Source organism: Frankia sp. Mgl5, from assembly GCF_023242985.1.
Taxonomy (GTDB): domain Bacteria; phylum Actinomycetota; class Actinomycetes; order Frankiales; family Frankiaceae; genus Parafrankia; species Parafrankia soli.
Window position 1 is genome coordinate 1 of record NZ_JALKFY010000849.1, and the last position, 17,772, is coordinate 17,772.

General features: G+C 72.7%; 13 protein-coding genes and 1 tRNA gene. 7 read left to right on the forward strand and 7 right to left on the reverse strand.

Features of this window, described 5'->3' with window-relative positions:
- Positions 1–213: 213 nt before the first annotated feature.
- Positions 214–1,596: a histidine kinase gene (locus tag MXD62_RS36625; protein ID WP_248833907.1), complete on the forward strand. Its 1,383-nt coding sequence runs from the start codon at positions 214–216 to the stop codon at positions 1,594–1,596.
- Positions 1,593–2,318, forward strand: coding sequence for a response regulator transcription factor (locus MXD62_RS36630; RefSeq protein ID WP_248833908.1), 726 nt, complete (start codon positions 1,593–1,595; stop codon positions 2,316–2,318). Before MXD62_RS36625 ends, MXD62_RS36630 begins: the two co-directional genes overlap by 4 nt.
- 48 nt (positions 2,319–2,366) lie before the next feature.
- Here MXD62_RS36630 and MXD62_RS36635 read toward each other — a convergent pair whose 3' ends face one another.
- Positions 2,367–3,059 carry a hypothetical protein gene (locus MXD62_RS36635; protein ID WP_248833917.1) on the reverse strand — a complete coding sequence of 231 codons (693 nt, stop codon included), beginning with the start codon at positions 3,057–3,059 and terminating at the stop codon, positions 2,367–2,369.
- Between the two features lie 339 nt (positions 3,060–3,398).
- Positions 3,399–5,036 carry a phospholipase D-like domain-containing protein gene (locus MXD62_RS36640; RefSeq protein WP_248833909.1) on the reverse strand — a complete coding sequence of 546 codons (1,638 nt, stop codon included), beginning with the start codon at positions 5,034–5,036 and terminating at the stop codon, positions 3,399–3,401.
- Between the two features lie 349 nt (positions 5,037–5,385).
- Between MXD62_RS36640 and MXD62_RS36645 the strand changes: the two genes are divergently transcribed.
- Positions 5,386–6,144: a polysaccharide deacetylase family protein gene (locus tag MXD62_RS36645; protein WP_248833910.1), complete on the forward strand. Its 759-nt coding sequence runs from the start codon at positions 5,386–5,388 to the stop codon at positions 6,142–6,144.
- Between the two features lie 66 nt (positions 6,145–6,210).
- Here MXD62_RS36645 and MXD62_RS36650 read toward each other — a convergent pair whose 3' ends face one another.
- Entirely contained in the window at positions 6,211–7,782 is a 1,572-nt protein-coding gene (locus MXD62_RS36650) for an aldehyde dehydrogenase family protein (RefSeq protein WP_248833911.1), read from the reverse strand.
- Positions 7,783–8,245: 463 nt separating this feature from the next.
- Here MXD62_RS36650 and MXD62_RS36655 point away from each other — a divergent pair, with 463 nt between their 5' ends.
- Positions 8,246–8,962: a response regulator transcription factor gene (locus MXD62_RS36655; RefSeq protein WP_041254846.1), complete on the forward strand. Its 717-nt coding sequence runs from the start codon at positions 8,246–8,248 to the stop codon at positions 8,960–8,962.
- Positions 8,963–10,248: 1,286 nt separating this feature from the next.
- On the opposite strand, the gene MXD62_RS36660 is transcribed toward MXD62_RS36655, so the two are convergent.
- From MXD62_RS36660 to lon, 4 genes are all read right to left on the reverse strand, one after another.
- A tRNA-His gene (locus MXD62_RS36660) sits at positions 10,249–10,324 on the reverse strand.
- Positions 10,325–10,516: 192 nt separating this feature from the next.
- Positions 10,517–11,113 carry an oligoribonuclease gene (gene orn / locus MXD62_RS36665; RefSeq protein WP_248833912.1) on the reverse strand — a complete coding sequence of 199 codons (597 nt, stop codon included), beginning with the start codon at positions 11,111–11,113 and terminating at the stop codon, positions 10,517–10,519.
- Between the two features lie 128 nt (positions 11,114–11,241).
- Entirely contained in the window at positions 11,242–11,790 is a 549-nt protein-coding gene (locus tag MXD62_RS36670; protein WP_248833913.1) for a hypothetical protein, read from the reverse strand.
- 401 nt (positions 11,791–12,191) lie between these two features.
- Entirely contained in the window at positions 12,192–14,699 is a 2,508-nt protein-coding gene (gene lon / locus MXD62_RS36675) for an endopeptidase La (protein ID WP_248833914.1), read from the reverse strand.
- Between the two features lie 354 nt (positions 14,700–15,053).
- On the opposite strand from lon, the gene MXD62_RS36680 reads away from it, so the two are divergent.
- The 3 genes from MXD62_RS36680 (at position 15,054) to MXD62_RS36690 (ending at position 17,743) form a co-directional block, all read left to right on the forward strand.
- The gene (locus MXD62_RS36680; protein WP_248833915.1) at positions 15,054–16,022 is read left to right on the forward strand and encodes a pirin family protein; all 969 of its coding nucleotides are present in this window, start codon (positions 15,054–15,056) and stop codon (positions 16,020–16,022) included.
- Positions 16,023–16,197: 175 nt separating this feature from the next.
- The gene (locus MXD62_RS36685; RefSeq protein WP_020462969.1) at positions 16,198–16,938 is read left to right on the forward strand and encodes a Crp/Fnr family transcriptional regulator; all 741 of its coding nucleotides are present in this window, start codon (positions 16,198–16,200) and stop codon (positions 16,936–16,938) included.
- Positions 16,939–17,062: 124 nt separating this feature from the next.
- Positions 17,063–17,743: a hypothetical protein gene (locus MXD62_RS36690; RefSeq protein ID WP_248833916.1), complete on the forward strand. Its 681-nt coding sequence runs from the start codon at positions 17,063–17,065 to the stop codon at positions 17,741–17,743.
- Positions 17,744–17,772: the final 29 nt, after the last annotated feature.

Here is a 17,772-nt window from a genome sequence, read left to right on the forward strand (position 1 = left end):
TGCCGACCACGCCGTGTCGGTCGCCCGCCGGGTGATCTACCTGGTCACCGGCGAGAAGGCGGGCTGACGACCCGCCCCCCCCCGCGTGTCGCCCCCCCCCCCCCGCCGTGGCGGACCGTCCGACCGGTCGTCCGGCCGGCGGCCCGCTTCCCGTCCGCCGGTCCGCAGCGGTTGCTTTGCGGCGGATGTCGTCCACCATGGACGGATCCATCAATGCGTGCGTCGACGGGAGCGGGGCCGATGATCGTCGCCTGGTGGCGGGATGTGCCGGACCGTCCGTGCTTCGCTCGGGTCGCGGTGGCGTCGCTGCTGTTGGCGGCGGCCGTCCCGGGGAGCCGGTTGCAGGGGTCACCGCTGCTCGACCGGCCGCTCTGGCCGGCGCTTCTCAGCACCGGCCTGGCCTGTGCCGCCCTGCTGCTGGGCCGTCGCCATCCGCTCGTCACGGCGACGCTGGCCGCCTCCGGCGCGGTGACGCTCGCCGCGTTGGGCTACCTGCTCAGCCCACTGCTGCTGGGACCGTTGATCGTGGCCGTCTACTGGCTGGCGCTCGACATGGCCTGGGCGGTCGCCGGGGCCTTCGCGGCGGTGACGGCCGCGGCGCTTGTCGGTGCGGCGCTGACCGCCGGCCCGCCGTCGCGCCCGCTGGTGCTCGAGACGATCGGGCCCGTCATGTGGGTGCTGGCCCCGGTTGCCGTCGGGAGCTGGGCTCGGCTGTGGCGGACCTGCGTGCGGCTGCTGGCGGAACGGGCCGCGAACGCCGAGCGCACACGTGAACTGGAGGCGGCCAACCGGGCCGCCGAGGAGCGCCTGCGCATCGCACGTGACCTGCACGACGTTGTCGCGCACCACCTGGCCTTGGCGAACGCGCAGGCCAGCGTTGCCGAGCATCTCCTGCGCACCCATCCCGAGCTGGCACAGCGGTCCCTCGCCTCGCTCGCCGACACAACCGTGTCGGCGCTGCGCGATCTGAAGGCGACCGTGCGGGTGCTGCGCCAGCCGGACGAGCCCGTCGAGCGCAACGAGCCTGTCGGGCTCGCCGAGCCCGACGGGTGCAACGAGCGAGACGCGCCGGTGCCAGACATGCCGGAGGCGCCGGACGCGTCGCGCGAGGCAACGGCCGCGGACGGGGACAGTGACGGGGCGGGGGCCGCCCTGGGATCACGGCCCGGCCTTTCGCGGCTGCCCGCTCTGATCGGCGCCGTCCGGTCGGCCGGGCTGACCGTCACCGTCAGCACCCGCGGTCAGCCGCGGCAGCCGACGCCGGCCGTCGACCTGGCCGCGTTCCGGATAGTGCAGGAGGCACTCACCAATGTCACGAAGCACTGCCCGGCGGCATCGGCCCGGGTCCTGCTCGGCTACTCCGGTGACCGGCTGACGATCGCGGTCACCGACGGCGGCGGCGCTTCGTCCGCCGGTGCCGCGGGAACCGGGTTCGGTCTGATCGGTCTGCGTGAACGCGCCCATGCGGTCGGCGGTCGCCTGCTCGCCGGCCACCGCCCGGAGGGCGGCTTCGAAGTCCGCGCGGAGCTACCGTTACGGGCCGCGCCTTCGGGCGCGGACCCGTACTCGCCGCCGAAGGGAATCCGCGGCACATGAAGACCAGCATCCTGCTCGCCGACGATCAGGCTCTCCTGCGGGAGACCTTCCGCCTGCTCATCGACACCTGTGACGATCTGATGGTGGTCGCCGAGGCGGCTGACGGGGCGGCGGCGGTCGAGCTCGCCCGCGCCCACCGCCCCGACATCGTCGTCATGGACATCCAGATGCCCGGTGTGGACGGTCTGGCCGCCACCGCCGCCATCTGCGGCGACCGGGAGCTCGACGCGACCCGTGTCCTCATCCTGACCATGTTCGAGACCGACGAGTTCGTTGCCCAGGCGCTGCGTGTCGGCGCCAGCGGGTTCGTCGGTAAGGACATCGGTGCCGGCGAGCTTCTCGCGGCCATCCGAACGGTCGCCCGCGGAGACGCCCTGCTGTCCGCCGGGGCCACGCGGGCACTCATCACCCGCTTCCTGGCCACCGCCGAGCCGGCTGCCCACCTGGTGCCGCCCGGGCGCCTGGCCCGCCTCACCCCCCGCGAACGGGAGATCATGACGCTCGCTGCCGAGGGGCGGAGCAACGAGGAGATCGCTCAGGTCCTCGCCATCCGCCCGTTGACAGTCCGGACCCACGTGCATCACGCCATGGCCAAGCTCGGTGCCCGCGACCGCGCCCAACTGGTGGTCATCGCCTACCAGAGCGGCCTGCTCCGACCGGCCCGATCCTCCTCGGACCGGACGCCGGTCATACCGCCGCCAGCGCCGTCCGCCGCACCGTAGGCCGCGCCCCGGACAGCCCCGGACAGGTGTGGGGCTTACTCACACAGGTCAGGGGCGGGCGGCCTCGGCGAGGGCGCGCCCGTAGCGTTCCGCACCGGGGGACCGGACGGGGCACGCTGTCATCGCGGGTTGGACGACCGGGCAGAAGTGGACGCCGTCCGGGCTGCGGACGGCCACCTTGCCATCGGGGTCGCAGGGCTCGCCGGGCAGGCACGGGAGCCTCGGGACGAACCGTCCCTGGTCGGTGAGGACCTCCCCGGCCGGCACCACCCGGACGTGGGAGTTCCCGGCGGCGACCTCGCGCCAGACCCGGTCGAGCTCGGTGAGGCCGTCCGGCCCGACGGGCTGGTCGTTGCGCGGCGGGGCGTCCACGAGGACGACGTCGATGCCCCGGCGGGTCAGGATGTCGACGGCCTTGGTGGCGTCCTCCCGGTAGGCGGTGATCAGATCCCGGCCGTGCATGCACTCCGAGGCGGTGTTGCCGGAGAAGGACAGGACCGCCACCGTGGGATCCCAGCGCCGGGCCTGGTTGCGCATGTCGGTGAACCAGTCGCACAGCGCCGTGCCGCCCCAGGTCCGCGTGGTCGTCCTGGTGACTCCGTCCTTCCCGGCGGCCGCGGTGAAGGAGCCGCGCGCCTCCCAGGCGAGCGAGTCACCCCAGAGCACGACCCTTGGATCGTGCCGTTCGTGCCGCCCGGCTGTCAGCGCGATCGTGGCCAGGACGACGGCGCCCGCGAACATCCAGCCGATGACGCCCAGACGTGGCGTGGTCAGCGCAGCTCCTCCCGACGGGCGCCGGCATGGGACGGCACGGGCGCCGAGGGCCCGGGAGCCGTCCGATCCGGCTGTGGCCTCGTTCTCACGGTTCCTGATGTGCCCCGGGGACATCGTGCTGCACCGTCGCGGGACGGCTGGGCACCGGGTGCGGCCTGCGCCGGATGTCCCACCGGGACCCGCGGGGTCATGAGCGGCCGTTGTCGGAGTCGGCGCCCGCGCGGGCTTGCTGGTGTTACGCCCGCCGGGCCGCGTGGCCCTTTCTCCCGCGCGGCGCGTCCGCACGCCACTTCCGGGAGCGGGGGATCACCAGGCGTTGTCGCGGCGCATCCGGCGGGGACGGCCGTCCGGGTCGTAGATGGCATGGTAGAGCGGCGCGGACCAGCCGCGGGTGAGCCGGCCGAGGCGTTGCGGCTGGTGCGGCCGGATCCGGCCCGGCGGGCGCGGCCCGGCCTGGCCGCCGCGGTGCCAGGCGTCGAGCTCGTCGGCGCGCCGCCGGAACGCCTTGAACCCGGCTTCGGGGTCGATGAGCTCGTCGTCGTCGCCGTCCCAGTCGAGGTGCTCGCGCCAGAGCTCGAGGCGCAGGTCGCGGGCGAAGACGCGGGCGCCGTCGCCGAGGCCGCCGGGGTCGTGTGGCTCGCGCGGGTCGAGGGTGGTGTCGATGGTGGCGACGGCGAGCTCCGAATCGTGGCTCCAGGACCGCCGGTTGAGGTTGTCCGAGCCGATCGAGGCCCAGACGTCGTCGATCGTCACGGCCTTCGAGTGGACGTAGACGGGCGTCCCGGCGTGGTTCTCGACGTCGTAGACGGCGACGCGGTCGCCGCCGGCCGCGCGGCAGATCTCCAGGGCCTTCTCGCGCCCGACGAGGTTGGGCGGCAGCGAGAAGCGCCCGCCCTGGGTCGGGAAACGCGGGACGACGATCACCAGGTGGAGCTCGGGCTCGCGGCGCAGCGCGTCCGCGAACAGCCGGGCGACCTCGGTGGACCACATGTACTGGTCCTCCAGGTAGATCAGCCGCCGGGCGCGGCGCAGCACCTTGCGGTAGGCGCGCGCGATGGACCGCTCGCCCTTGCGCGCGAACGGGTAGTGCGGGCGCCGGCGCGGGTAGGTGCGCAGGATCTGGACGGCGTGCGGGCCGACCGGGGCCGGGTCGGGTGCCTGCGGCGGGAGCCCGTCCGGATTGGTCTCGACCGGGCGTATCCGATAGAAGATCTGTCGGATCGGGTTGGGGTTGTCCAGCGCGGACGGGTCGTCCCAGCGCTCCCGGAAGGTCACTTCGAGATCACCCACGGCCGGCCCGCGTACCTCGGCCTGGATGTCGTGCCAGGGCGGGGCGGCACCGTAGGTGTCGGCGATCGGCTGGCTCTGTGGGTCGCCGGCGTGCGCGGCGTCGTCGCGGCGGCTGTAGCAGAGGTCGATGCCGCCGGCGAAGGCCACCGCGTCCCCGGCTGTGTCTCCCGCGGTGTCCTCCGGTGCGGCGGCGCGGCGGGCGATGACCAGCTTCTGGTGGTGCGAGCCGTTGCGGTGCACCCGGTGGTCGAGCACCACCTGGGCGCCGGCGGTGTTCAGCTCCTCGGCCAGCCGGCGGTTCGGGCGCGAGCTGAACGACATCAGCTCCAGGTGCGAGCGCCACATCAGCCCGCGCACGACGGCGCCCCGGGCGGCGGCGCGGCCCAGCACCCGGCCGACCTCGGAGCCGGCGCCGTCCAGCCGCTGGTCGAGGTCGCCGCGCCAGTCGGTGAACAGGAGAAGGTCGTTCTCGCCGAGGGTCTCGACGATCTCGAGCAGGCGGGAGAAGTAGGCCCGCCCGTGCACCAGCGGGCGGACGAGGTTGCCGGTGGTCCACGCCAGACCGTCCGGATGGCGGGCGTCCAGGGCCGTGTCCGGGTTGCCGCGCTCCTCGGCGGTGAGGAACCACTCCCCGAGCGTCGGGTCCTCGAGCATCGTGCCGGTCCTCCTTCTTCCGGCGGTGCCGGACCGGGCGCCGCGGCCCCGGCGGCCTGTTCGGCCGCGGGTGCCTGACGGTCGCCCGGCCAGGGACCGCGCCGGCGCGACGCGTGCCGGGGCCCTGCTGCGGACGGGACGAGCCCGCGGCCCGCGAGCCGGCCGGAGTTTGCACGACGAATCGTGAAGCGCCGGAAGCCCGCCAGAAGGTCATGGATCGTCCCGGTGGCTCCCTTCCCTCCACGGGACGTCCGAACCAACCGGCCGGGACACGGTGACGGCCGGACCACGGCGACGGGCGGCGCGCGTGCCACCGGGGGGCGGCGCGGGGTGTGGCACAGTGTCCGTCATGGTGCGGTCCGGCACGGGGCGGTGGGAGACGGGGCGGTGGGCCGCGGGTGGCGCGGTCGTGGCGCTCAGCGCACTGGCCTACGGCCTGCCGTCACTGGCCACGTTCCGTCGGCTGCGCACCCGGGTGACCCCAGGGCTCGCCGGGGTGGGCCGGCCCGACCACGTCGCGCTCACGTTCGACGACGGTCCCGACCCGGCCTCGACGCCGCGCTTCCTCGAGGTGCTCGACGCGCTCGAGATCCGTTCGACGTTCTTCGTGCTCGGCGGGATGCTCGAGCGCGCCCCCGGCCTCGCCCGGGAGATGACCGAGGCCGGGCACGAGCTGGCCGTCCACGGGTGGGATCACCGGCCCATGCTGCTGCGCGGGCCGGCGTCCACCTACGACCAGCTCGCGCGCACCCGTGACCTGATCGCCGAGACCACCGGCCGGGCGCCGGCCTACGTTCGCCCGCCGCACGGGGTGCTCTCGGCCGGGGTGCTCGCCGCCGCGCGCCGCCTCGACCTCACCCCCGTCCTGTGGACGGCGTGGGGCCGCGACTGGACGGCGACGGCGACCCCGGCCAACGTGCTGGCGACGCTCGCCCCCGATCTGCGCGGCGGCGCGACGGTGCTGCTGCACGACAGCGACTGCACGTCCGCGCCGGGAGCCTGGCGCAGCGCGCTGGGCGCCCTGCCCGAGCTGGCGGCGCGCTGCGACGACGCGGGCCTGCGTCTCGGGCCGCTCGCCGAGCACGGCCTGCGCCCCGTCTCGGGATAACGACCTGGCCCGAGCCTGCTCGGGCCGGGTCGCGGCACCCTGATCAGGTCTCGGGGTGGAGCCTGATCACGTCTCCGGGTAGAGGGAGTAGGAGGGGAAGTTGCCGTAGAGGCGTTCGTTCGGGTCCGCGCCGACGGTGACCGCGCGGACGAGGTGCTCCCCGCCGACGAACGCGCCCTTCCACGACGCGCCGCGCCCGCCGAACGGCTCGGACCGGTCGCCTCGCGAGCGGGGCTTGTTGACGCCGACCTTGAACGCGGCGAGCTCCCCGGCCAGCCGGCGCGCCGTGGCGTCGTCGTCGCAGGCCAGTGAGGCGACGAGCGCGCCGTTCGAGGCGTTCATCGCGGACAGCAGCTCGGCCTCGGAGTCGACGATCACGATGCTGTCGACCGGCCCGAACGGCTCCGCGTGGTGCAGCGCGGCCGACGGCGGCGGGTTGAGGATCGCCACCGGCGGGACGTAGGCGGCCCGGTCCTGGCCGGGCAGGAACCGGCCGTCGGCGAGGTCGCCGCGGTAGAGCGGCACGCCGCCCTTGGTCACCGCTTCGTCGATCTTGGCGGCGAGCTCCGCCGCCTTCTCCGCGGTGATCACCGGCCCGTAGTCGAGGTCGGGCAGCGGGTCGGAGTCGTCCGCCACGGCGAGGGGATGCCCGAACCGCACCGAGGAGACCACCGGCAGGTACATCTGGAGGAACTTGTCGAAGAGCTGGCGCTGGACGACATAGCGCGGGTAGGCGGTGCAGCGCTGCTTGCCGTACTCGAAGCCCTTGCGCAGGTGCGAGGCGAGCAGGTCCCACTGGGAGAAGTCCCAGATGCCCCAGGCGTTGAGGCCCTCCTGCTCGAGGAAGTGCCGCTTGCCGGTGTCGACGAGCGCGGCGGCGACCTGGCCGCCGGCGGAGCGCCCGCCGACGAACGCCAGGCAGCCGATCTCCGGCGCCCGCACCAGCGCGGACGACAGCCGCGACCCCGACCCGGAGACCAGCGACACCGGCAGCCCGGCCCGGCGGGCGAGCGCGCAGGCCAGCGTCAGGCAGGCCGCCCCACCGTCGGTCGGCGTCTTGGCGATCGCCGCGTTGCCGGCGAGCACCTGGACGAGCATGGCGTGCATGAGCACGCTCATCGGGTAGTTCCAGCTCGCGATGTTGCTGACCGGGCCCGGCAGGGCCGCCCGGCCGTCGATCATGGAGTCGATCTCGTCGACGTACCAGCGCACGCCGTCCAGGGCGCGGTCGACGTCGGTGCGGGCGAGCCGCCACGGCTTGCCGATCTCCCAGACCAGCAGCAGTGCGAGCAGATCGCGGTGCTCCTCCATCGCCTCGATCGCGGCGGTCACCCTGGCCTTGCGGTCGGCCAGCGGGACGTCGCGCCATTCCTTGTGGTCGTCGAGGGTCGCGCGGATGGCCTCGCGCGCCTCGTCGGGCTCGATCATCGGCGGGCCGGCGATCGGGGTGCCGTCCACCGGCGAGAGGCTGTGCAGCGGGTTGCCGGTCCGGCGCCACTGACCGCCCCACAGGTTGAGCAGGCGGTCCTCGTGGAACGCTTCCGGGGCCTCCTGCCGGGCGCGCGAGTAGGCGTCGGCCCAGGCGGTGCCCGGCTTGAGATGCAGTCGGGACGGGGGAGTGCTGGCTGCGGCGTCCATCTGACGAGGGTCTCTCTGATCCGATCGCGGCGCCACCAAACAGCCTTCAATGCCGTCGCGCACGCGGTACATCCAGGAGACTCAGATAACTGGTTATGAAGCACCTGTTGCCCGGGTCGTGTTGCTACCGCGCGTCGTTGCCTGGTTGTGCTGAGCAGCCGGATGAATGCGCCCGCCGGGGCCGTGGGTGGACGTCCGCACAGCTCGCGAGCCTGTTGGCGGGCCGGGGTCGCGTCCCGGACGGAGAGCAGAACGTCCCACTACGCCAAACTTGCGGCGAAGCCGCGTACTATTTCCGGCATGTCGGATGCGTTAAGGACATGGAAGTCGGAGGTGACTTCAGCGCGCCTGCGACCTCATGTGTGTAGTGCATCACGTAGAGTGGGCAGGTGTCCGAACCGGTTTTCGCCTGCGGTGGAGAAGCCGCGTGGCGCAAAAACCGAACCCGATTTCCGGATGTGTGATGACGGCCAGTGTGGTGCCGCCGTCGGCCGCTGATGCCGACCCGACCCGTGACGTGATGCCGATACGGGTTCTCGTCGTGGACGATCACGAGCTCTTCCTCCAGGGCCTGCAGACCGTGCTGGAGACCGAGGAGGACATTTCGGTGGTCGGGCGCGCGGCGGACGGTCAGGAGGCGCTGACCCTGGCGTCCGGCACGACGCCGGACATCGTCCTGATGGACGTGCGGATGCCGGGCCGCGACGGCATCGCCGCCGCCGGCGCCATCAAGCGCGCGGTGCCGCGCACACGGATCGTGATGCTCACCGTTTCGGACGAGGAGTCCGACCTGTTCGAGGCGATCAAGGCGGGGGCCGTCGGCTACCTGCTGAAGTCGATCCCGCCGCACGAGGTGGCCGACGCGGTGCGCGCCGTACACAACGGCCAGAGCCTGATCAGCCCCTCGATGGCCTCGAAGCTCATGGTCGAGTTCGCGACGATGGCCCGTGGCGGGGAGGACCGCCCGCGCGCGCACGCGCCCCACCTCACCGCCCGCGAGCTCGAGGTCCTCAAGCTGGTGGCCGAGGGCCGGGCGAACCGCGAGATCGCGCGGAAGCTCTTCATCAGTGAGAACACCGTGAAGAACCACGTTCGCAATATTCTTGACAAGCTTCAGCTGCACTCCCGCATGGAGGCGGTGATGTACGCCGTCCGCCAGGGCCTGTTCGACATCGAATAAGGGTCTCCGGTGTGCTCCGGGAGTGTGTTCGGTGTGAATGGCGCGGTGAGTGCCGCCGGAGCGGCCGGGAGCGGTGGTGTTCGTCGGATGATCATCTGGTGATCCTCGTGTGATCTCCGGGCGTGGCCGGTGCGTGCCATCGGGAGCACCGACGGGCCGCGCCCGGCGCGATCATCCGTACTCTGCGCGTCTTCTTCGTGGTGTTGGGCCCGTACAACGCTTTTCCCGTAATGGGTGAATTGTCCGTTCTGGAAATCGGGTGTCGCCCGGAACGGAACCAGCGGTGACCATGAATGGCATCGGCGGGCGGGTGGCAGGGAAGAGGCAGGTGGGAAGCCTGGCAGCCGCGTAGAGCGGGTGCCGGTCCGGTGTGAACGCCGCGGCGGCGCGGGAGATGGACGGATCTGGAAGGGCTCGCCATGCCGGACCGCCCGGCGCGGGCCACACTTCCGGGCCGGTGGTGTATCCACGCCCGGTTCAGCGCGAGACGTGGCAGACAGAGTTGTGCGGTCCTTTCCTGCATTCCACCCCATACGATGTCGATGTTGGCTAGCGTCATCGGTCGACCAGCACGCTCGGATGTCCGGCGAGATCGATCGAGCAGCTCGAACGCCGGGACAGCGCCATCGGGGAGGTGAGGAGCCCGGTCCTCGGCGAGGGCCACGTCCTAGGCCGGATTCCTCCGGCCCGCGATCTGTCAGCGTCCGTCGGGTTCGTCATCCGTCGGGTTCGTCGAGCGCTGGCCGTCGCGCGACCACTCGTCCCACGGTCTGTCCTGACCGGGGAGGTGAGTTCACCGGTGACCACAGCGGAGCAGCCGTCCGGGGCCGACACGAGCCCGGGGCGGCCGAGCATCATCAATCAGATCTGCCTCACCTGCCGAGGCGGGCGAGCTGTCTTCGAGCTTCGGGCCGCCGACCAGGGCGGCACCGCGCCGCATCTCGAGCCTTGCCGCCACTGCGCGGGAAAGGGCCGACACGTAGGCCTCATCCCGCCGGTATGACCATATTTCCGATGTTGTGAACCGGGCTCCGGCGGCCGAGGAGCACGGTCCCCCGCCACGGCCGCCGGAGCGCCGCCGCGCCCCGCTATCGCATGGAGAGGTCCGCACTCGCGGCGCCGTTGCGGGTGGCGGACTCCCTCGCCTGCGCGCGGGTCGCGCTGAGGTTCGCCGTCGAACGCCCGCATCGTGATCACAGCAGTGCGGCGGGATGGCCCTGAGTATGAGCGGCAACGCCATTCCACGACGAAGAGAGGGGGCCCCGCAGGCGGCGGCCCCCTCTATCTGGGGTGAGTGACGGGACTTGAACCCGCGGCACCCGGGACCACAACCCGGTGCTCTACCAACTGAGCTACACCCACCATCGCCCGAATCTCACCGGGCGCAGCCATCGTACCGGGTGAACGCGCCCGTGCGGCAGCCGGGTCACGATCGAGTACCGAAATCCGTCCGATTCCCATCCGGCGGCGGTCCGCGGGTGGCTCCGGTGCGCCCGGTGGGCCCCGGGGGCCTGGTGGGCGCCGGGGGTTCGGTGAACGCCGGCGGCGCGGCTGTCAGGAGGCGCGGATCGCGGCGGCCGCGGCGCGGGCCGCGTCAGTGGTCGGGCCGGGCTGGGGCACGAAGAGGACCTCGCGGTAGTACCGCAGCTCCTCGATGCTCTCCCGGATGTCGGCCAGGGCGCGGTGCCCGCCCGACTTCACCGGGGCCGCGTAGTACGCCCGCGGGTACCAGCGCCGGGCCAGCTCCTTGATCGAGGAGACGTCGACCATGCGGTAGTGCAGGAAGGTGTCGAGCTGGGGCAGGTAGCGGGCGATGAACGTGCGGTCGGTCGCGATCGAGTTCCCGCACAGCGGGGCCTTGCGCGCCTCCGGGACGAACCGGCGGATGTAGCTGAGGAGTTGCTCCTCGGCCTCGTCGAGCTTGAGGTCGGAGCCGCGCACGGCCTCGGTGAGCCCGGAGGTCTCGTGCATCTCGCGGACCACCGGGAGCATCTGGTCGAGGGCCGCGTCCGGGGCCGCCAGCACGAGGTCGATGCCTTCGTCCAGCACGGTGAGCTCGCTGTCGGTCACCAGGCAGGCGACCTCGAGCAGCAGGTCGGAACCGGCATCCAGGCCGGTCATCTCGCAGTCGATCCAAACCAGGCGATCCATCCCGTTCACATTAGGGATTTCCGTCGCTGTCGTCACGTACCGCCTCCGGATCCGGCCCCGCCCACCGCGTCACGTCCCGACCTGCCTCCATAGTCACCGTGAGGTGGGGTTGCTTCCAGTCGCGGTACTCAGGTCGGCGGCCGGCTCGCGCCCGGCCCGGCGCCGACACCAGCGGCTGTGCCGGTACCAGCACCGGCGTCGGCCGGGGTGGAGTTCCGGATCGTGAAGGTGATGCTGCGTGCGGGCACGCCGGGGCGCTCCGCCCTTGCCTCGAGCGAGTAGACGCCGTCCATCACGGCGCTCGTCTCCCAGCCGGTCTGGTGCGGGGCGAACAGGTAGGGCGCCACGCTCGCCGTCATGGGATAGCGGCTGCCCGTCGGGCCGGTCAGCGTGTAGTGGATCTCGCCGATGTCACCGGTCGTCTCCAGGCTGATGTGCCGGAAGCCGCGCAGCGTCTCGTTCTCGAGGACGCCGTTGAACCCGACGATCACGCCGGGGGGCGCGGTCCGCGGTGGCGCCGTGCTGGTCACCGGCGGGATGATGCTCTCCGCGTCGGCCCCGGAGTACCGGGTGTCGTCCGACAGGCGACTGTGGTACTCGACCACGAGCACCGGCATCATGATCAGTGCGGCGAGGAACAGTGCCAGGCCGACCCAGCCGCGCCGGAAGGCGTCCACGCCGTGCGCACCTTTCGCCACGGTTGCGGTGAAGCACCGAGTTTAGCCCGTGCGTTACCGCCACCCCGGCGGGGCGACCAGATCAGCGGGGCCTGCGGCCCGGTGGTCTGGTCGGCCTGCGCCCGGGGCCGCGGTTGTCCCGCGGACGCTGGCGTCCCCGTAGTCGACTCACTGCCAGGATGCGCTCCTGTGCGACGCGCTCCTGCCGAAGGCACCGGCCACGATCCACGCCCCGAAGGTAGCGGGCCGGACGGCCCTTCGTGGGCGCCGTCACAAGGTGTTAACCGAACTGCCGGCGTGTCGCGTGCGTTCCGGACCCGCGCGTCGCGTCGGCACGTAGGTGCCGCCGCCGCCGTTGTGAGAGGCGGCGGCGGCACCCAACGAGTTACCAACGGACAATCTCAGGCCGCCACGGCGTGGGTGTGCGTCGTGTCGAAGGCCGGTTCCAGCGCCAGCTCAAGCACTTCGCGGACGTCCGCAACCAGGTGCACGGTCAGCGCCTCGCGGACCGCTGCCGGGACGTCGTCAAGGTCCGGGCCGTTGCGCGCCGGCAGGAGCACCGTTGTGACGCCGGCGCGGTGCGCGGCGAGCAACTTCTGCTTGACCCCACCTATGGGTAGCACCCGACCGGTCAGCGAGACCTCGCCGGTCATCGCCACGTCCGCGCGCACCGGGCGCCCGGAGAGCAGGGATGCCAGCGCGGTGGTCATCGTGACCCCGGCGCTCGGCCCGTCCTTGGGCACCGCGCCCGCCGGGACGTGGATGTGCACCCCGCGGTCACGCAGGTCGCCGACCGGCAGTTCGAGCTCCACCCCGCGCGAGCGCAGGTAGGACAGCGCGATCTGCGCCGACTCCTTCATGACGTCGCCGAGCTGCCCGGTCAGCGTCACTCCGCTGGCCCCGGTCTCCGGGTCGGCCAGTGACGCCTCGACGAACAGGACGTCCCCGCCGGCCCCGGTGACCGCGAGCCCGGTCGCCACCCCCGGCAGCGCGGTGCGCTCCGCCGACTCCGGGGTGTGTCGCGGCCGTCCGAGGTATCCGGCCAGATCGCCGGCGCCGATCGTGACCGGCAGGGCGGTCTCGTCCAGTGCGACCTTCGCGACGACCTTGCGTAGCACCCGGGCGGTCGCCCGCTCCAGGTCACGCACGCCGGCCTCGCGGGTGTACTCGCCGGCCAGCAGCCGCAGCGCCGCGTCGTCCACGGTGACGTCGTCGGGGGTCAGCCCGGCCCGCTCGAGCTGGCGCGGGAGCAGGTGGTCACGGGCGATGGTGACCTTCTCCTCCTCGGTGTAGCCGTCGAGCAGGATCAGCTCCATCCGGTCCAGCAGCGGCGCCGGGATGGACTCCAGCACGTTCGCGGTGGCCAGGAACAGCACGTCCGACAGGTCGAGCTCGACCTCCAGGTAGTGGTCGCGGAAGGTGTGGTTCTGCGCCGGGTCCAGCACCTCGAGCAGCGCCGCCGTCGGGTCCCCGCGGTAGTCGGAGCCGACCTTGTCGACCTCGTCGAGCAGGATCACCGGGTTCATCGAGCCGGCCTCGCGGATCGCCCGCACGATGCGACCGGGCTGCGCGCCGACGTAGGTGCGCCGGTGGCCGCGGATCTCCGCCTCGTCGCGGACACCGCCGAGCGCCACCCGGGCGAACCGGCGGCCCATGGCGCGGGCCACGGACTCGCCCAGCGAGGTCTTGCCGACCCCGGGCGGCCCGGCCAGCGCGAGCACGGCACCGCTGCGCCGTCCGCCGACGACCCCGAGCCCGGCGTCGGCCCGCCGGCGGCGGACCGCCAGGTACTCGACGATCCGGTCCTTGACGTCGCTGAGCCCGGCGTGGTCGGCGTCCAGCACGGCCCGCGCCGAGGCGATGTCGTAGGTGTCCTCGGCGTGCTCGTTCCACGGCAGCTCCAGGACGGTGTCCAGCCAGGTGCGGATCCAGCCGACCTCGGGGGAGGACTCGGCCGTCCGCTCCAGCTTGTCGACCTCCTTGAGTGCCGCGGCGCGGACCTTCTCCGGCAGGTCGGCGGCCTCGACCCGGGCCCGGTAGTCCTCCTGCTCGGAGGACGCGGGTGACCCGTCCAGCTCGGCCAGTTCCTTGCGGACGGCCTCCAGCTGACGGCGCAGCAGGAACTCCCGCTGCTGGCGGTCGACGCCCTCCTGGACGTCGCGCCGGATGGTCTCGGCCACGTCGACCTCGGCGGCGTGCTCCCGCGTCCACGGGACGAGCAGCTCCAGCCGGGCGGTCACGTCGACGGTGCGCAGCAGCTCCAGCTTCTGCGCGGTCGACAGGTAGGACGAGTAGCCGGCGGTGTCGGCCAGCGTGTCGGGGTTCTCGATCGCCTCGACGGTGTCGGCGACCTGGCCGACCCCGCGGGCGCGCAGCACCCCGGTCACCAGCGTGCGGTACTCGCGGGCGAGCTCGACCAGCCGGGCGGTCGGGCCGTCGGGGTCACCGGTGGCACCCGGCGCGGCCGCGGTCGCCGTCGCGCTGATCGTGCCGGTGAAGCCGGCCGGGAGGACCGGTTCGACGGGGGTCGCCTCAGCCCACACGACACCGGTGTCGGCGGCGCCGGGCGGCGTGGGGGCGGTGCCGACCCGGGTGCGGGACACGGCCCGCACGAGCGCGGCCGTCCCGCCGTTCGGCAGCCGGCCGATCTGGTCGACGACGGCGAGGACGCCCATGTCGGCGAGGTCGCCGTCCACCCGGGGGACGAGCAGGATCTCGGCGGTGCGCTGGAAGGAGCGGCTGGAGATGCCCGGCGCCCTGGCGTCGGGTGTGGAGTCGGGTCCGCCGCCGCGGGCCGCGTCCACGGCGGCGCGGGTCCCGGCGTCCGACAGGTCGAGCGGAACCACCATGCCGGGCAGGACGACCGCGTCGTCCAGCGGCAGCAGCGGGAGGAGCCTGGTGTGTGACATGCGGCCTTCATCCCTCGTGTCGAGCGGCTTGGGCCCACTCTCATTGAGCCTGTCGTGCTCAAGGCATCGGAGCGGATCGTTGTTCCCGAAACTGATCGCCCTGGGCGAACGCCGCCGTCTGTGCGAGATGTCAGAAGGTGCCACGGGATGTCATGGGATGTCACGGGATGTGATGTGCGGCCCGTGACGTGCGAGATGTGAAGGTGCTCGAGGTGTCGGGAAGGGTCGGGCGTCCCGGCGGGTTGAGGGGGTAGTTGCATCGGCAACTGTCAGGTCGGGTGGGAGCGAGGTCTCGCCCCGTCGACCGGGCAGGGGTCCGATGAGAGGATCTGCCTGGTTCCGTAGGAGGTCACCATGCCAGCCGTCACCGCCGACGCCCTCACGCTGCCGAGGCTGTCCGCGCCGGGTCTCGGCGATGTCGAGCGCCCGGTGAAGAAGGTCGTCACCGCCCCGTCCGGGCTGGAGGGGGAGGGGTTCCCCGTCCGCCGGATGTTCGCCGGGGTGAGCCTGGCCGACCGCGACCCCTTCGTCCACGCCGACCAGATGGGCGAGATCGACTACGCGCCCGGTGAGCCCAAGGGGACGCCGTGGCACCCGCACCGCGGCTTCGAGACCGTCACCTACATGATCGACGGCACCTTCCAGCACCAGGACTCGCACGGCGGCGGCGGCCTGATCGCCAACGGCGCCACCCAGTGGATGACGGCCGGCTCCGGCATCCTGCACATCGAGACCCCACCCGAGGCACTCGTCGTCAGCGGCGGCCGGTTCCACGGCGTCCAGCTCTGGGTGAACCTGCCGGCGAAGGACAAGTTCAGCGCGCCCCGCTACCAGAGCATCGAAGGGGAGGAGGTCGCGCTGATCGCCTCCCCGGACGGCGGCAGCCTGGTCCGGATCATCGCCGGTGACGTCGGCGGCTTCCGTGGCCCCGGGTCGACCCACACGCCGATCGCGGTGGTGCACACCACGGTCAGCCCCGGCGCGCGGGTCAGCCTGCCCTGGAACCCCGAGTACAACGCGCTGGTCTACGTCCTGGCCGGTCAGGGCACCGTCGGCGCGGACGACACGCCCGTGCGCCTCGGCCAGACGGCCGTGCTGGGCGCGGGGGACCGCATCACCCTCGCGGCGAGCCCGACCCAGGACCCGCACACCCCGAACCTGGAGGTCCTGCTGCTCGGCGGCCGGCCGATCCGCGAGCACGTCGAGATGTACGGGCCGTTCGTCATGAACACAAAGGACGAGCTCCGCCAGGCGATCGAGGACTTCCAGGCCGGTCGGCTGGGTGTGATCCCGGAGAACGCCCTGATGCCGCACCGCGGGTGAGCCTGCCGCTGCCCGGCCCGGGACCGACCACGATTTAACCGAGGATGCCGGCGGACCGCACCCGGTCGTTCACATACGGGAACGGCCGTGATGATATCAACCGGTACATCGGGCAATTCGTGGATCATCGGTCGGGCTCCGGCATGGGCGGCACCCGGCAGCAAGGGGGCGGATCATGGTTCGGGAGATCGGCCGGACCGGTCCGGAGCAACAGGGCCCGCGGCGGCGCGACTGGCCGTCGACCACCCTGCTCGGGCGGCTGCCCGAACAGACCCGGGCGGCATTCGTCGGCCTGGGTCCCTACCGTGAGTACGCCAGCGAGGAGATCGTCCTGCGGGAGGGCGACGGCACCAACTTCGTCGTGCTCCTGCTGAACGGGTGGGTCAAGGTCACCGCCTCCACCGAGAACGGCGGCTTCGCCCTGCTCGCCATCCGCCACGGCGGCGACCTCGTCGGCGAGCAGGCCGGCCTGGACGGCGAGCCCCGGTCGGCGACGGTCACCGCGGCCGGGGCGGTGCTGGCGAAGGTGATTCCGCTGGAGGCGTTCCTCGCCTTCCTGCGGTCCCATCCCGACGCGGGCCCTCCTGTGCTGCAGTCCGTCAGCGCCAAGCTGCGCAACGCGACCCGGCGCCGCGTCGAGTTCGGCGGGTGCTCGGTAGCCGTCCGGCTGGCCCGCGTGATCGTCGAGCTCGAACGCGCCTACGGGGCCGACGCGACGGACGGCCCGGGGCGGCGGGTCCAGATCGCCCTCACCCAGCCCGAGCTCGCCGCGCTCGTCGGCGCCGCCGAGCCGACGGTGCACAAGGTCCTGCGCGAGCTGCGCCAGCAGGGAGTCGTCGATACCCGCTACCGCTCCATCGTGATCCGCGACGTCGAGGCCCTGTACCGGGCCGCCGGGACGACGCGCCCCCGCTGATCGCTTATCGCTGATCGCCGGGGCTGATCGTCGTCGCTCGGACAATCCCATCGCATGACGATGTGTTCCGTGCCCACAGCGTGAACAGTTGCCTCCGACGGACCGTGACCATCGGAGGCTGTGCGTGAACGAGACGATGCCCGGCATCCGGCGGCTGTGTATCGCCGTCGCCGCATGCGACAACGGCCGGGAGGGCCCGCTCCCGGAGGGCTCGCCGGCCTCGCCGCCGCTCGGGGCCGTCCTGGACGAGACCTGCGCAGCAGCCGACGTCCGGTGCGCGCACTGGGCCAACCGGCCGACCGGGGGCGAGCTGGCGGTGTTCCCGCCCGGCATCGACGAAGGCCGGGTGGTCTCCGACTTCGTCCGCGAGCTGCGCCGCACCCTGGTGCGGGTGAACGCGGAGTCGGCGCCGCGGCTGCGGCTGCGGGTCGCGCTGCACCAGGGCATCACCCGCGTCGACGAGCAGGGCTACGGGGGGCGCGCGGTGGTGAAGGCGTGCCGGTTGCGCGACGCCGACATCCTCGACCGGGAGCTCGCGGAGCACCCGGAATCGGACCTGGTGCTCATCGTCTCCGGCGAGCTGTTCGACGACGTGACCGGCGACACCGTGACCGGCGACGACGTTTCGGGCGATCATCCGCCGGACCTGTGCCGCGCCGACTTCCGGCCGGTGACCCTGGACGTGCCCGAGAGCGGCCAGCGCGCGCTGGCGTGGGTGCTGGCCCCCGCTCCGCCGCCCACCCGCCCGGCCCTCGCCTGGCGGCGCCCGGCCGAGCGCGACACCTCCAGCCGCGTGGGGGCCTAGAACACGGAGCGTGGACGTCCCGTCTCGAG

What these genes read in the sequence shown, in the direction of transcription:
- MXD62_RS36625 (WP_248833907.1), top strand. Translation starts at nt 214, where the DNA reads ATGCGTGCGTCGACGGGAGCGGGGCCGATGATCGTCGCCTGGTGGCGG.
- MXD62_RS36630 (WP_248833908.1), top strand. Translation starts at nt 1,593, where the DNA reads ATGAAGACCAGCATCCTGCTCGCCGACGATCAGGCTCTCCTGCGGGAG.
- MXD62_RS36635 (WP_248833917.1), bottom strand. Translation starts at nt 3,059, where the DNA reads ATGTTCGCGGGCGCCGTCGTCCTGGCCACGATCGCGCTGACAGCCGGG.
- MXD62_RS36640 (WP_248833909.1), bottom strand. Translation starts at nt 5,036, where the DNA reads ATGCTCGAGGACCCGACGCTCGGGGAGTGGTTCCTCACCGCCGAGGAG.
- MXD62_RS36645 (WP_248833910.1), top strand. Translation starts at nt 5,386, where the DNA reads ATGGTGCGGTCCGGCACGGGGCGGTGGGAGACGGGGCGGTGGGCCGCG.
- MXD62_RS36650 (WP_248833911.1), bottom strand. Translation starts at nt 7,782, where the DNA reads ATGGACGCCGCAGCCAGCACTCCCCCGTCCCGACTGCATCTCAAGCCG.
- MXD62_RS36655 (WP_041254846.1), top strand. Translation starts at nt 8,246, where the DNA reads ATGACGGCCAGTGTGGTGCCGCCGTCGGCCGCTGATGCCGACCCGACC.
- orn (WP_248833912.1), bottom strand. Translation starts at nt 11,113, where the DNA reads ATGGATCGCCTGGTTTGGATCGACTGCGAGATGACCGGCCTGGATGCC.
- lon (WP_248833914.1), bottom strand. Translation starts at nt 14,699, where the DNA reads ATGTCACACACCAGGCTCCTCCCGCTGCTGCCGCTGGACGACGCGGTC.
- MXD62_RS36680 (WP_248833915.1), top strand. Translation starts at nt 15,054, where the DNA reads ATGCCAGCCGTCACCGCCGACGCCCTCACGCTGCCGAGGCTGTCCGCG.
- MXD62_RS36685 (WP_020462969.1), top strand. Translation starts at nt 16,198, where the DNA reads ATGGTTCGGGAGATCGGCCGGACCGGTCCGGAGCAACAGGGCCCGCGG.